Annotated in this window: 13 protein-coding genes; all 13 read left to right on the forward strand. The window is 60.4% G+C overall.

Annotated features, from left to right (window positions below):
* Window positions 1-142: 142 nt before the first annotated feature.
* The 13 genes from B3C1_RS08510 to yajC all read left to right on the forward strand — a co-directional run bounded on the left by B3C1_RS08510 (window position 143) and on the right by yajC (window position 13960).
* Window positions 143-1048: a hydrogen peroxide-inducible genes activator gene (locus B3C1_RS08510; RefSeq protein ID WP_008484215.1), complete on the forward strand. Its 906-nt coding sequence runs from the start codon at window positions 143-145 to the stop codon at window positions 1046-1048.
* Window positions 1045-1452, forward strand: coding sequence for a nucleotide triphosphate diphosphatase NUDT15 (locus B3C1_RS08515; RefSeq protein WP_008484216.1), 408 nt, complete (start codon window positions 1045-1047; stop codon window positions 1450-1452). Before B3C1_RS08510 ends, B3C1_RS08515 begins: the two co-directional genes overlap by 4 nt.
* A gap of 431 nt (window positions 1453-1883) precedes the next feature.
* Complete coding sequence (gene aceB / locus B3C1_RS08520) at window positions 1884-3461, forward strand: malate synthase A (RefSeq protein ID WP_008484217.1); 1578 nt, start codon at window positions 1884-1886, stop codon at window positions 3459-3461.
* 15 nt (window positions 3462-3476) lie between these two features.
* On the forward strand, window positions 3477-4796 hold the full coding sequence (aceA, locus tag B3C1_RS08525; RefSeq protein ID WP_008484218.1) for an isocitrate lyase: 1320 nt from the start codon (window positions 3477-3479) through the stop codon (window positions 4794-4796).
* A gap of 157 nt (window positions 4797-4953) precedes the next feature.
* Window positions 4954-5586 carry a thermostable hemolysin gene (locus tag B3C1_RS08530; protein WP_008484220.1) on the forward strand — a complete coding sequence of 211 codons (633 nt, stop codon included), beginning with the start codon at window positions 4954-4956 and terminating at the stop codon, window positions 5584-5586.
* Window positions 5576-7630 (forward strand): AMP-binding protein, encoded by a 2055-nt coding sequence (locus tag B3C1_RS08535; protein WP_008484221.1) that lies wholly within the window; start codon window positions 5576-5578, stop codon window positions 7628-7630. The genes B3C1_RS08530 and B3C1_RS08535 overlap by 11 nt, the downstream gene beginning before the upstream one ends.
* Window positions 7630-8406, forward strand: coding sequence for an SDR family oxidoreductase (locus tag B3C1_RS08540; protein ID WP_008484222.1), 777 nt, complete (start codon window positions 7630-7632; stop codon window positions 8404-8406). The genes B3C1_RS08535 and B3C1_RS08540 overlap by 1 nt, the downstream gene beginning before the upstream one ends.
* Window positions 8403-9041 (forward strand): tetratricopeptide repeat protein, encoded by a 639-nt coding sequence (locus B3C1_RS08545; RefSeq protein ID WP_008484223.1) that lies wholly within the window; start codon window positions 8403-8405, stop codon window positions 9039-9041. The genes B3C1_RS08540 and B3C1_RS08545 overlap by 4 nt, the downstream gene beginning before the upstream one ends.
* Window positions 9042-9047: 6 nt before the next feature.
* Entirely contained in the window at window positions 9048-9710 is a 663-nt protein-coding gene (locus B3C1_RS08550) for a response regulator (RefSeq protein ID WP_008484224.1), read from the forward strand.
* The gene (locus tag B3C1_RS08555) at window positions 9707-11086 is read left to right on the forward strand and encodes an ATP-binding protein (protein ID WP_008484225.1); all 1380 of its coding nucleotides are present in this window, start codon (window positions 9707-9709) and stop codon (window positions 11084-11086) included. The genes B3C1_RS08550 and B3C1_RS08555 overlap by 4 nt, the downstream gene beginning before the upstream one ends.
* 302 nt (window positions 11087-11388) lie before the next feature.
* A complete protein-coding gene (gene queA / locus B3C1_RS08560; protein ID WP_008484226.1) occupies window positions 11389-12453 on the forward strand; it encodes a tRNA preQ1(34) S-adenosylmethionine ribosyltransferase-isomerase QueA in 1065 nt (354 codons plus the stop codon).
* A 37-nt stretch (window positions 12454-12490) separates the two neighbouring features.
* The gene (tgt, locus tag B3C1_RS08565; RefSeq protein WP_008484227.1) at window positions 12491-13609 is read left to right on the forward strand and encodes a tRNA guanosine(34) transglycosylase Tgt; all 1119 of its coding nucleotides are present in this window, start codon (window positions 12491-12493) and stop codon (window positions 13607-13609) included.
* Between the two features lie 18 nt (window positions 13610-13627).
* Window positions 13628-13960 (forward strand): preprotein translocase subunit YajC, encoded by a 333-nt coding sequence (yajC, locus tag B3C1_RS08570; protein WP_008484229.1) that lies wholly within the window; start codon window positions 13628-13630, stop codon window positions 13958-13960.
* Window positions 13961-13977 lie beyond the last annotated feature (17 nt).

A 13977-nucleotide genomic window follows, 5' to 3' on the forward strand; every position in this document is an offset into this window, starting at 1 on the left:
GGCAGGGCCGGCGTAAGTGCTGTGCAATATGGGGATGGCAAGGCTGGCTGAACCAGCCCTAAGAAAACCGCTACAGTCTAGCCAAGGGTTGAACTATCATTGAAGCGAAGAAAAACGACGGGTTTAATCGGAACTGCCTATTATGAGACTGCCGAGCATTAAAAATCTCACCTACCTGCTGGCCTTGGAAGAACACCAGAACTTCAACCGTGCCGCCAGGGCCTGCAATGTGTCCCAGTCCACCCTGTCTGCCGGTATCCAGAACCTGGAAGAACAGCTGGGCTGCCAGCTCATCGAACGTGACAACAAGTCCTTTCTTTTTACCGCTACCGGTCTTGAGGCCATCAATAGGGCCAGGGACATCGTCAACCACACCCGCGATCTGGTGGAGTACGTACAAAACCAGGCTTCCCCCATGAGCGGTGAAGTGCGCCTGGGCTGCATTCCCACCATAGCCCCTTTCCTGTTGTCCAAGGTGGTGACCGAGGTCAACGCCGCCTATTTGGATCTCAAGCTGCTGCTGCGGGAAGACACCACCCAGAACCTGCTGGCCATGCTGGAGCGCGGTGAGCTGGACCTGGTGCTGCTGGCCCTGCCGGTGGACACCAAGGGCTTCCATACCATGCGCCTGGGCAAGGACCCCTTCAGCCAGGTCATGCACAAGGAGCTGCAGGAAAAATGGGGCACCGATCCCGACCTGAAAAAGCTGCCCGAGCGCAGCGTCTTCCTGCTGGAAAAGGAGCATTGCCTGACTGACCATGCCGTCAGCGCCTGCCACCTGACCGACTCCACCAAGATCAATCCCTTTGCCGCCACCAGCCTGCATACCCTGGTGCAGATGGTGAATGCCAAACTGGGCACCACCTTTTTGCCGCAACTGGCCATAGACGCCGGCATTCTGGTGGGCACCGAGCTGGTCGCCCATCGCCTGGATGACGACGCGTACCGGGAGATAGGCCTGGTATGGCGCCAGACCTCAAGCCGCATTCGCACTTACCGGCGCCTGGGCGAACTGATCGCCAAAGCGTTGCCGGAATCCCTGCTGTGATCTTCTCTGGCCCCAAGGTTGGGGTCGGAGTTGTGGTAGAGCGCCAGGGCAGGGTGCTGGTTGGGCAGCGCCGAGGCAGCCACGGGCAAGGTCATTGGGCCCTGCCTGGTGGCCACCTGGAAGCCGGCGAGTGCCCCCTGGCCTGCGCCCAGCGGGAGCTGGCCGAGGAAACCGGCCTGCAACTTGATGAGCCCAGGTTAGTGGCGGTCAGCAATGACCTCTATCCTGAAGGCCTTCACTACCTGACTCTCTTTGTTACCGGCACCCTGGGTGAGGGGGAGCCTCGATGCCTGGAGCCGCAAAAATGTGCTGGCTGGCACTGGTTTGAATGGGACCAGATCCCAGAGCCCCGCTTTCTCTCCCTAGACAACCTGCTGCACCGCCCCCTGCTTAAGCCACGGTAAGTGGCTTTCTTTTCATCCCCTTAGCTTTCTAATTTCTCACTCCCTTCACGGTTCTTGTCTGCTGCCGATGCGGCCTTAATTTGTTAATCAATTGATTTTTATGGTTTTAACCTGGTTCGGCTGGGATTGCAGATTGTATAAATGCAATAAAATTACAAAAAACTTTCAGTTCGACTTTTCGAATTGAAAGTGCCCTTCAGTTACGAAAAGGTTATTTGGTCTTACCAATAAGAGTTAAAGCTCTAATTGGTAATGCCATAAAAAACTATTAAAAACATGCGCTTATAATTTAATTTTGATTTTGTTTATTTTTTGTTGTTGATTTTGCTTTGCGGCTCCGTCAGTGTTTAGGCAACGGATAGCCGTCTGGATGACCAGACAGAAACTTGGGTTGTTGTGGTTGCAACCTTACAAATGTAATTGGAGGCCCGATGTTGAAGGTGCAGAACGGACTGACCGCAGAACAAAAGCAGCTGCTGAGCGAAAGCGCCCAGGGCTGGGTTCAGGAGCTAATGGCGGCGTTCGCTGACAAGGTGCCTGGTCTGCTTGAAGCCAGGAGCCTTCGCCAACAGGCTTTTGACCAGGGGCAATTGCCCGACTTTTTGCCAGAGACCCAGGCCGTTCGTGACGGCGACTGGCAGATTCGCGGCATTCCCGCCGACCTGACCGACAGGCGCGTGGAGATCACCGGCCCCACCGAACGCAAGATGGTGATCAATGCCCTCAATGCCGGCACCAAGGTGTTCATGGCCGACTTCGAAGACTCCCTGTCCCCCACCTGGCAGGCGGTGATGCAAGGCCAGGTCAACCTGCGCGACGCCGTGGACAGGACCATCACCTACACCGATCCCAAGTCCGGCAAGTACTACAGCCTGACCGACGAGCCCGCCGTATTGATCTGCCGGGTCCGCGGCCTGCACCTGCCGGAAAAACACGTGACCTTCAACGGCCGGGTGGTACCGGGCTGCCTGTGGGACTTTGCCCTGTACTTTTTCCATAACCACAAGCGGTTGCTGGAAAACGGCTCCGGCCCCTATTTCTACCTGCCCAAGCTGCAAAGCCACCTGGAAGCGCGCTTTTGGAGCCAGGTGTTCTGTTTTACCGAAGACCGCTTCGGCCTGCCTCGCGGCACCATCAAGGCCACAGTGCTGATTGAAACCCTGCCGGCGGTGTTCGAGATGGACGAGATCCTGTTCGAACTCAAAGACCACATCGTGGCGCTCAACTGCGGCCGCTGGGACTACATCTTTAGCTATATCAAGACCCTGGGTAATCACCCGGACCGGGTGCTGCCGGACCGCCAGGTGGTCACCATGGACCAGCCGTTCCTTAACGCCTATTCGCGGTTGCTCATTCGCACCTGCCATAAGCGCGGCGCCCTGGCCATGGGCGGCATGGCCGCCTTTATCCCCGCCAAGGAAGCCGAGCGTAACCAGTGGGTGCTGAACAAGGTGCGCCAGGATAAGGAATTGGAAGCCCGCAACGGCCATGACGGCACCTGGATTGCCCACCCTGGCCTGGCCGACACCGCCCTGTCGGTGTTTGACGAAGCCCTGGGTGATAGCCCCAACCAACTGGCTGTGACCCGGGAAGGGGACGCCCCCATCACCGCTGCCGAGCTGCTGGCCCCCTGCGAAGGGGAACGCACCGAGGCGGGGATGCGCACCAATATCCGGGTGGCCCTGCAGTACATCGAAGCCTGGATCGACGGCAACGGCTGCGTTCCCATCTATGGCCTGATGGAAGACGCTGCCACCGCCGAGATCTGCCGGGCCTCCATCTGGCAATGGCTGCGCCACGGCAAGACCCTGGCTGGCGGCCAGAAGGTCACCGCCGAACTCTTTACCCGCTTTTTGACCGAAGAAATGGCACAGGTTCGGGAAGAACTGGGTGCCGACCGTTTTGACAATGGCCGTTTTCGTGAGGCGGCGGAGCTGTTGACCCGGATCACTGTGTCAGACCGCTTCGTTCCCTTTTTGACTGAACCTGGTTACACCCTCATCGACTGAAAGAAGGACCAACGCATGAACAGGCAACAGCAAATCGACGCTCTGAAACAGGATTGGGCTGAGAATCCGCGCTGGAAAGGTGTGGAACGCACTTACAGTGCCGAGGACGTGGTACGCCTTCGCGGCTCCGTCCAGCCCGAGCATACCCTGGCTCGTTTGGGTGCCGAAAAGCTCTGGACGCTGGTCAACGAAGGGGCCCGCCCGAGCTTTCGCCCTGAGAAGGACTTCCTCAACGCCATGGGCGCCCTGACCGGCGGCCAGGCGGTGCAGCAGGTCAAGGCCGGTATCCAGGCCATCTACCTGTCCGGCTGGCAGGTGGCCGCCGACAACAACAGCTATCAGTCCATGTACCCTGACCAGTCCCTGTACCCGGTGGACTCGGTGCCGGCCGTGGTCAAGCGCATCAACAATGCCTTTCGCCGCGCCGACCAAATTCAATGGCAAAAGGGCAAAAACCCCGGTGATGACGGCTACATCGACTACTTCGCGCCCATCGTCGCCGACGCCGAAGCGGGTTTTGGCGGCGTACTGAACGCCTACGAGCTGATGAAGTCGATGATTGAAGCGGGCGCCGCCGGCGTGCACTTCGAAGACCAGTTGGCGTCTGTCAAAAAATGCGGCCACATGGGCGGCAAGGTATTGGTGCCTACCCAGGAAGCGGTACAAAAGCTGATCTCCGCCCGCCTTGCGGCTGATGTAGCCGGTGTGCCCACCATAGTGCTGGCCCGTACCGACGCCAACGCCGCTGACCTTATCACCAGCGACTGCGACGACTACGACAAGCCCTTTGTCACCGGTGAGCGCACCAGCGAAGGCTTCTACCGGGTGCGTGCCGGTATCGAGCAAGCCATTGCTCGCGGCCTGGCCTACGCCCCTTATGCGGATCTCTTGTGGTGCGAAACCGCCAAGCCGGATCTGGAAGAGGCGCGCCGCTTTGCCGAGGCCATCCATGCCAAGTACCCCGGCAAGCTGCTGGCCTATAACTGCTCGCCGTCCTTTAACTGGAAGAAGAACCTGGACGACGCGACCATAGCCAAGTTCCAGCGCGAACTGTCGGCCATGGGTTATAAGTTCCAGTTCATCACCCTGGCGGGTATCCACAACATGTGGTTCAACATGTTCAACCTGGCCTACGACTATGCCCGTAACGACATGTCGGCCTACGTGAAGATGCAGGAAGAAGAGTTTGCCGCTGCTGACCGGGGTTACACCTTCGTGGCCCACCAGCAGGAAGTGGGCACCGGCTACTTCGACGACATGACTACCGTTATCCAGGGTGGTCAGTCTTCGGTAACTGCCCTTAAAGGTTCCACCGAGGAAGAGCAGTTCCACTAAGCAATAACCTAGTTCCTAAGCGTTTGGCGGCCTCGGCCGCCTTTTTTATTAGGCTCTTTGATGTAATTCACTGTTTTTTCACGGCAAGACCCAACCTTAAGCCTCTCTTAAGCTTCTCTGGCGAGGCTTTAAGCACCATCCCCCTCGAGGTCTTCCCATGCTGGCCAAATTTGCTCCCAAGGCAATGCAGTTTCAGCGTTGTTTGGAAGGCACGGACGCCTTTGACGCCATCAAGCATTTTGCCTGTGCTCGTTATGCCGACGCCCACCAGGCCAGGCTGCGCCACTTCCTGCCCCAGCAATACCTGCTGACCGACAACGACCGTTGGCTGGCCAGCTGCGGGGTGCGTGGCGCCGCCGATAACACCCTGTTCTTGGAGCAGTACCTGGACGGCCCCATAGAGGCGGTGCTGGCCCAGCGCGCCGGCCATGACCTTAGCCGCCGCCAGATAGTGGAGGTGGGTAACCTGGCCGGCGAAGCAGGGGGGGCCAGGCTGATGATCCTGGCCCTGACCCGCTACCTGGCCCAGAGCGGGGTGGACTACGTGGTCTTTACCGCCACTCGCGAATTGCAGTCGGCTTTTTCCCGCCTGGGGCTGGAGCCTTGGTTCCTGGCCGACGCCAGCGCCCTCAAGTTGGGGGACGATGCCCAGGAGTGGGGGCGTTACTACCAGAACAAGCCGGCGGTCTTTGCCGGCTCGGTACAGGCAGGTTGGCAGGCCATCCAGGCCCAGCCGGTATTGATGCGGATCCTCTCTGCCATAGCCCCGGAGATCACCGATGTTGTATGAGGTACTGGCCGAGGCCCTGGCCGTCAATCCCTGCGCCCTGGTTACCCCGGCGCAAAAACTGTCCGGCGCCCAGCTGCTGGCCGCCGCCGAAGAGCTGGCCGCCACCCTGGCAGGGGCCGGGGTTCGCCGCCTGGGTCTGCTGATGGATAACGAAGCGGCCTGGACCATTGCCGACCTGGCCGCCCTTAAGGCCGGGCTGGTGCTGGTGCCCATTCCAGGCTTCTTCAGCCGCGCCCAGCAGCTTCATGTCATTGCCGATGCCGGCCTCGATGCGGTGCTGGCGCCGGTAGCCCTGCCCATGGCCAGCCAAACCCTGGCAACAGGGCAGGGCACCTTGAGCCTGCTGGCTGTAGATGCTCCCCAGACGCTGCCGGCGGGCACCGCCAAAATCACCTACACCTCCGGCACCACGGGAAACCCCAAAGGGGTCTGCCTGTCCGAGGCCAATATGCTGGCGGTTTGTCGCTCTTTATTGTGGGTAACCGGCCAACAAGGAGTGGAACGGCACCTGTGCCTGCTGCCTTTGGCGGTACTGCTGGAAAACCTCGGCGGGCTCTACGTGCCATGGCTGGCCGGCGCCAGCGTGACCCTGGTGCCCATGGCAGAGCTGGGGGTCAAAGGGGCCAGTGGCCTGGACCCGGCCCAGATGCTCTCGACCCTGACCCGTTACCAGCCCCACAGCCTGATCCTGGTGCCAGCCTTGCTGCCGGTGATCTTGGCCGGCAAAGCCCAGGGCTTGGCCGACAGCTACCGCTTCCTGGCGCTGGGGGGCGGCAAGACTGCCCAGGCGCAGCTGGAACAGGCCCAGGCCCTGGGCCTACCCCTTTATGAAGGTTATGGCCTGTCCGAAGCCTGTTCCGTGGTGGCCCTTAACATCCCCGGCGCCAACAAACCCGGCACGGTCGGGCAGGTGCTACCCCATGTGGAAGTGCGGCTGGCCGAAGACGGTGAAGTGCAAGTCAGGGGCAACAGCTTTCTGGGCTACCTGGGGGAGGAAGGCGACCAGCCCCAGTGGCTGGCCACCGGTGACCTGGGGGCCCTGGCCGAAGACGGCACCCTGACCATCCTTGGCCGCAAGAAGGCCACCATCGTCACTGCCATGGGCCGCAATGTGGCTCCCGAATGGCTGGAAGCGGAGCTTTGCGCCTTGCCGGGCATAGCCCAGGCCTTTGTCTATGGCAGTGAGAGCCAGGGGCTTCATGCCCTGGTGGTCACCGGCCGCGAGGATCTGGCTACCCTTAAAGAGGGCTTCAATCAGGGGTTGCCGGACTATGCCCGCCTCGACAGCCTCAGTGGCACCAATGAGCCCTTTTCCATCGAACGCCAGGAACTGACCGCCAACGGCCGTCTGCGCCGCCAGGCCCTGGCCCAGCGCATCAAGGAGTCGCCCATGGGCTTTTTTGACCGTCTCAAGACCGAAACCCAGGCCGCCCAGCAGTACCTGCTCAGTGCGCCGGCCATTTTGGCCTGCCAGCAAGGGGATGTGACCTTGCCGCGCTACCTGGCTTTTTTGAACAATGCCTACCACCACGTCAAACACACTGTGCCCTTGATGATGGCCTGTGGTACCCGCCTGGGAGACGACAAGGAATGGCTGCGGGGCGCCATTGCCGAGTACATCGAGGAGGAATACGGCCACCACGAGTGGATCCTCGACGACATCGCCGCCGCCGGGGGCGACCGGGAACAGGCCCGCTTGTCCAAAGCCAATTTCGAAACCGAGCTGATGGTGGCCTACGCCTACGACAGTGTTAACCGGGGCAACCCGGTCAGCCTCTTTGGCATGGTCTGGGTGTTGGAAGGCACTTCGGTGAACCTGGCTACCCCCATGGCCGACCTGATCCGCGCCAAGCTCAGCCTGGGCAAAGGGGCCTGCCGTTATCTCTACTCCCATGGCAGCCTGGACCTGGAGCACATCGATTTCTTCGAGTCCTTGATGAACCGCATCGAAGACAAGGCCGACCAGGACGCCATTATCCATATGGCCAACCGCATGTACCGCCTCTATGGCGACATGTTCCGCAGCCTGCCCATGGAGGCCTGATGAAGCAAATCCTACTGACCGGGGCCAGCGGCGGTATAGGCCGCGCCATCGCCGAAAGGCTAGCGGCAGAAGGCCACCGCCTGGTGCTGGTAGCAAGGGACTTGGGAAAACTCCAGCAACTGGCCGACGCCCTCGGTCCTGGCCACCAGGTGCTGAGCCTGGACCTGGACGGCCCCCAGCCCGGCAAGACCCTGGCTGAAGCCCTGGCCCAGCGGCAACTGGCAGTGGACGTGCTTATCAACAATGCCGGCACCAACCAACTGCAAACCTTTGAAAAAAGCGACTGGGCCGACATCGAGCGGCAGATCCGCCTTAACCTGCTGGCCCCCATGGCCTTGGTCCATGGCCTGCTGCCGAGTCTCAAGGCTGGTGCCCAGATCATCAATATAGGTTCGGTGCTGGGGGAGATTGGTTATCCCGGCTATGTGGCTTATGGCGCCGCCAAAGGCGGACTTAAGCGGTTTTCCGAGGCCCTGGGCCGGGAACTTAGGGACCAGGGCATAGCGGTCAGCTACCTGGCGCCCCGCGCCACCGACACCCCCCTAAACAGCCCCAATGCCGTGGCCCTTAACCAGGCCCTTGGCAACAAGGTCGACCCGCCCCAGGTGGTGGCCCAGGCGGTGAGCCTGCTTATCCGCAAACCCAAGGCGGCCATGGTGCTGGGCTTTCCCGAGTCGCTCTTTACCCGCATTAACGCCCTGCTGCCCACTGTGGTGGACGGCGCCGTGCAAAAACAACTGGCCACCATCAAGGCCCATACCGAGGAGTCTTTATGAAAGCCCTTCTGTGCACTTTGCCCTTGTTGTTAAGCGCCAGCCTGGCGGCGGCCCCCCTGAGCCATTACCAGGACAGCTGGGCCGAAATCAAATACCAGGTGGCCGAAAAGCAGCAGGAAGATGCCTTTGCCGCCCTGCGCGAGCAGGTCCAGGCCGAACTCAAGGCTCACCCCGACGACCCGGGCTATCTCATCTGGAGCGCCATCATCAGCGCCAGCTACGCCGGGGCCAAGGGCGGCATCGGCGCCTTGAAATACGTCAAGGAAGCCAAGGCCGAGCTGGAACAGTCCCTGAAACTGGATGACAAGGCCCTGGGGGGCTCGGCCTACACCTCCCTTGGCTCCCTTTATTACCAGGTGCCCGGGTGGCCCATCGGCTTTGGGGATGATGACAAGGCCGAGGAAAACCTCAAAAAAGCCCTGGCCATCAACCCCGACGGTATTGACCCCAACTTCTTTTACGGCGATTTTCTGTTGGAGGAGCGGCGTTACCAGGAAGCCTTGCAATACTTGACCAAAGCCCTGGCCGCCCCAGACCGCCCTGGCCGAGCCCTGGCTGATGCCGGGCGCCGGGCCGAGATCAAGGACAAGCTGGCCAAGGTGAATGCCAAGCTGGAGAAACGGAAGAAAAAGTAAGGTGCCATGCGCTTATTGCTACTAGAAGACGACCAACTGCTGGGCCAGGGCCTGGTAACGGCCCTGGGCCGCGAAGGCTATGCGGTGGATTGGTACCAGCGGGTCCAGGAGGCTCGCCAGGCCATGGCGGTCAGCCAGCCGGACATTGCTGTGCTGGATTGGCAGTTGCCGGACGGCTCCGGGGTGGACCTGCTCAAGGCCTGGCGTAAGGAGGGCATAGCCCTGCCCATGCTGGTGCTCACCGCCCGGGACGCCATTGACGACCGTATCCAAGGGCTCGATAGCGGCGCCGACGACTACCTGATTAAACCCTTCGAGTCCCGGGAACTGCTGGCCAGGCTCAGGGCCCTGTCCCGGCGCCCGGTGGGCCAGGTTGAGCCGGTGCTCAAAAACGGCCAAATCAGCCTGGACCCGGCCTCCCATCAAGTGACCCTGGCCGACAGCCCGGTGACATTGTCACGCCGGGAATTTACCCTGCTCCATGAATTGATGCGTCAACCGGACCGGGTGCTGACCCGCGAGCAGCTGATAGAGCGCCTCTACAGCTGGGGGGAGGAGTTGGAGTCCAACGCCCTCGAGGTCCATGTCCACCACCTTCGTAAAAAGCTGGGCAGTGAGGTCATCAAGACCCTGCGCGGCGTCGGCTATGTGATGCCCAAACTGCCATGAAGTCTATCCGTCGTTATTTTGCCCTGCGTTTTGTGGTGCTGTTCCTGCTGGTGCTGGTGGCGGTCAGCATCTTTGGCTATTCCCGCGCCGCCCATGAAGCGGAAGAACTCTACGACGCCGAGCTGGCCCAGTCGGCGCGGATCATCATGGGTATGGTGGAAAAGCCTCTGGACACCGCCCGCCTGGACGCCATCCGCGACGCCTTGGCCACGGCCAGCCGCCAGTCCCTGGTGTCGGGGGAGGCGGAGCACGACGAAACCATCTTCGGCCACCATTACGAAAAAAAGCTTTTGTTCCAAGTGTTTAGCCCGGAAGGGGATTTGCTGTTTTCCAACCTCAAGGAAGACATCAACCTCAAGTCCCCCGGCTATCACTGGCTGCAATCGACCAGTGGCGAGACCTGGCGGCTTTTTACCGTCTTTGACGACCATGACAATTACTGGCTGCAGACCGGGCAGTTGGCGGAGGTCAGGGAAGAGATCACCGAAGAAGCGGTGTTAAAGCCCGCCCTGTGGCAGGCTGGCTTGATGACGGTGCTGGTGATCCTGATGTCCAGCGTCCTTATTACCCGTGGACTCAGGCCGGTCAATAGCCTGTCGGCCCAGGTGGCCAGGCGCAGTCCTGACCAGCTCACCCCCCTCAAATTGCAAAGTACCCCGGCCGAGGTCAAACCCCTGGTGCAGGCCCTCAATGATCTGTTGGAGGCCTTGGACAACACCCTGACCCGGGAGCGGCGCTTTACCGACGATGCCGCCCATGAGCTGCGTACCCCCCTGGCCGGGGCCCAGTTGCACCTGGAAAACGCCCTGGAAGCACAAGACGAAGAGCAGCGGCGACAGTCCCTGACGGCGGCCCGCAACGGCATTGCCCGCCTGGCGCACCTGGTGGGGCAACTGCTGACCCTGGCCCGTCTGGAAGGGGGCAAGCAGTTGCCCAAGATTGAAAGGGTTTCCCTGGCCCAGGTGGCCAAGGGATTGCTGGCGGAGATGTATCCCCTGGCGGCCCGGCGCGACCAGCAACTGGCCCTGAATGTGGACACCGACTGGCAATTGGAGGGAGATAGGGCGCTGCTGGCGGTGATGGTTCGCAACCTGGTGGACAATGCCCTGCGCTACGGGCCCGAGGGTTGTGAGGTGTCTATCGGTATCGGCGAAGACCACCTTTGGGTGGACGATGCCGGCCCCGGCATTCCCCAAGACCAGCGGGAGGCCTGCCTGGCCCGTTTTCATCGCCTGGGCGCCGACACCAACACCGAAGGTGCCGGTCTTGGGCTGGCCATCGTCGGTGAGGTGGCCCGGCGCCACGGCCTGGAACTGGAACTGGGTGACAGTCCTGCCGGCGGCCTGCGGGCCACCATAAAAAAAGCCCGGCCATAAGGCCGGGCACAAAAAAGACACAGGAACGGTCATACAACAGGATATGAAAAAGAGCTGCTTGCACAGCGCTTCGTTGGGGGAGACAAGACGTAGAAATCTTGCTCAATTACGAAGTGGGGCCAGTCTATCCTCGGCTAAGCCCAGGCCGCAAGGGCTTTTTGTAGTAAAATTACAACAAAACGTTTTCCTTGGCTCTCAGGTTCAGCTTGGAGCCAGCAGCGGCCCTCCAGGGCCCGGAAACTGGCCTCTGTGAGCCCCAGCAGGTAAACTATCGCCCCTTTTTGCAGACAAGCTGTGCCGCCATGCAACGCGCCGATTTTCACTTTGATCTCCCCGAGCACCTGATCGCCCGCCATCCCATGGCCGAGCGCTCTGCCAGCCGTCTTTTGATGCTGGACGGCCCCAGTGGTGCCTTGCGCCACGGCCGTTTTACCGATCTGCTGGAAGAGCTCAAGGAAGGGGATCTGCTGGTGTTCAACAACACCCGGGTGATCCCGGCCCGGCTCTTTGGCCAAAAGGCCAGTGGCGGCAAACTCGAAGTGCTGGTGGAAAGGGTGCTGGACGACAAGCGGGTACTGGCCCATGTGCGTTCCAGCAAGTCCCCCAAGCCCGGCACCGAACTGGTTTTTGACGAGGGGGTTAAAGCCCTGATGGTGGCCCGCCATGACGCCCTGTTCGAGCTGGCTTTCGAAGGGGAAGATGGGGTGCTGGCTATCCTCGAGCGCATCGGCCATATGCCGCTGCCCCCTTACATTGACCGCCCCGACGACGCAGCCGATCGGGAGCGCTACCAGACCGTTTACAACGAAAAGCCCGGCGCCGTAGCGGCACCCACCGCCGGCCTGCATTTTGACGAACCGCTGCTGGTGGCCCTGGCTGCAAAAGGGGTGGAGACTGCCTTTGTCACCCTTCATGTGGGGGCCGGCACCTTCCAGCCGGTGCGGGCCGACAGCATCTTCGAGCACAAGATGCACAGCGAATATGCCGAAGTGCCGCAAGCGGTGGTGGACGCAGTCAAAGCTTGCAAGGCCCGTGGCGGACGGGTGATCGCCGTGGGCACCACCTCGGTGCGCAGCCTCGAATCGGCGGCCCAGGCCGCCGAGCAAGCCGGTACCGAACTGGCGCCCTTTGCCAGCGACACCGACATCTTCATCTACCCCGGCTACCGCTTTTTGGTGGTAGATGGGCTGGTCACCAACTTCCACCTGCCGGAAAGCACCCTGATCATGTTGGTCAGTGCCTTTGCCGGATATAGCGAGACGCTGGCGGCTTATCGCGAAGCGGTGAACCAAGAGTACCGTTTCTTTTCCTATGGCGACGCCATGTTCATTACCAAGAACCCCGAGGCAAAGGGCCCCGGGGCTTAAGGGGCTGGACTGTTTTTCCAGATTCCCAGGAGCATCCATGAAATACGAACTCTTTAATACCGATGGCCAGGCTCGCCGTGGCCAGTTGGTCTTTGAACGCGGCATAGTGCAGACCCCGGCCTTTATGCCGGTGGGCACCTACGGCACCGTCAAGGGCATGACCCCGGAAGAAGTGGCCGATACCGGCGCCGAAATTTTGCTGGGCAACACCTTCCACCTGTGGCTGCGCCCAGGCCAGGAGGTGATGAAGGCCCATGGCGACCTGCATGACTTCATGCACTGGCATGGCCCCATCCTCACCGACTCCGGCGGTTTCCAGGTGTTCAGCCTGGGGGATATCCGCAAGATCACCGAAGAGGGCGTGCATTTTCGTAACCCCATCAACGGCGACAAGATTTTCCTGGACCCGGAAAAGTCCATGGAGATCCAGACCGACTTGGGCTCCGACATCGTGATGATCTTCGACGAGTGCACCCCTTACCCGGCCACCCATGACGAAGCCAAGAAATCCATGGAAATGAGCCTGCGCTGGGCCAAACGCTCGCGGGACCATTTCGACAAACTGGAGAACCCCAATGCCCTCTTTGGCATTATCCAGGGCTCGGTGTACGAAGATCTGCGCGATGTGTCCATCAAGGGCCTGGTGGACATCGGCTTTGACGGCTACGCCGTCGGCGGCCTGGCGGTAGGGGAACCCAAGGACGACATGCATCGTATCCTCAGCCACGTGAACCCGCAGCTGCCGGCCGACAAGCCCCGCTACCTGATGGGGGTGGGTAAGCCCGAAGACTTGGTGGAAGGGGTGCGCCGTGGTATCGACATGTTCGACTGCGTCATGCCCACCCGTAACGCCCGTAACGGCCATCTTTTTGTAACCGAAGGTGTCATCAAGATCCGCAATGCCAAGCACCGCGACGACACCAGCCCCCTGGACGCCGAGTGCGACTGCTACACCTGCAAACACTATTCCAAGGCCTATCTGCACCACCTGGATCGCTGTAACGAGATCCTCGGTGCCCGTCTAAATACCATACATAACCTTCGGTATTACCAGAGGGTTATGGAAGGTTTGCGGGGGGCCATAGAGCAGGGTAGATTAGACGCCTTTGTAAAAGACTTTTATGAGCGCAAGGGTATGGAAGTACCCGCACTTTAATAACCTTTAGGAGACGTTATGTTCATTAATTCCGCTTATGCCAGCACCGGTGCTGCCGGCCAACAAGGTGGCGGCCTGCAGCTCATCATCATGCTGGTACTGTTCGGTGCCATTTTCTACTTCATGATCTACCGTCCCCAGGCCAAGCGCGTCAAAGAGCACAAAAACCTGATGGGCGGCCTGAAAAAGGGCGACGAAGTGCTGACCAACGGTGGCCTGATCGGCCGCGTCAGCAAGGTTGAAGAAGGCAAGGACTTCATCGTCCTGGCCCTGAACGACACCACTGAAGTGACAGTACAAAAAGCGGCGGTACAAGCCGTTCTGCCCAAAGGCACCATGAAGTCACTCTAAAAAAACACAACAACAAA

It is taken from the genome of Gallaecimonas xiamenensis 3-C-1 (genome assembly GCF_000299915.1).
In the GTDB taxonomy this organism is placed as follows: domain Bacteria; phylum Pseudomonadota; class Gammaproteobacteria; order Enterobacterales; family Gallaecimonadaceae; genus Gallaecimonas; species Gallaecimonas xiamenensis.